This is a genomic window from Dellaglioa sp. CoH-57-MRSF-19, from assembly GCF_056781975.1.
The window spans coordinates 1-271 of record NZ_JBXAXW010000269.1 but is presented as its reverse complement, the minus strand read 5'-3'; the positions used below and the strand labels follow the sequence as shown (position 1 = coordinate 271).

1 protein-coding gene is annotated in these 271 nt (G+C 60.5%); it reads left to right on the top strand.

Features of this window, described 5'->3' with window-relative positions; translation table 11 throughout:
* The coding region (locus AC1RO3_RS09180; RefSeq protein WP_481764113.1) for a hypothetical protein at window positions 1-271 on the top strand (271 nt) is incomplete at both ends.

The window sequence follows — 271 nt, the reverse complement described above, 5'->3', positions numbered from 1 at the left end:
ATTTCATGCCGGGCTCGAGCAATGGTGCCTTTACTCCGGCGAACGGTCGTCTGCTCGACACGCGAGTCGCGCCGAGCGTCGCAGTGCAACCGAATCAAACCATCACGGTACCCATTGCGGGGCAGCAGGGCGCGCCTGCTGCAAGCGATGGCCTTCAGGCGGCCGTAATTAACATGCTGGCAATCGACGCTCAAAGCGGGGGTGGCTATGCGCGCGCGTGGGCATCTGGTGCGCCTGAACCGGACCCTTATAGTGAAATCAACTATTCCAA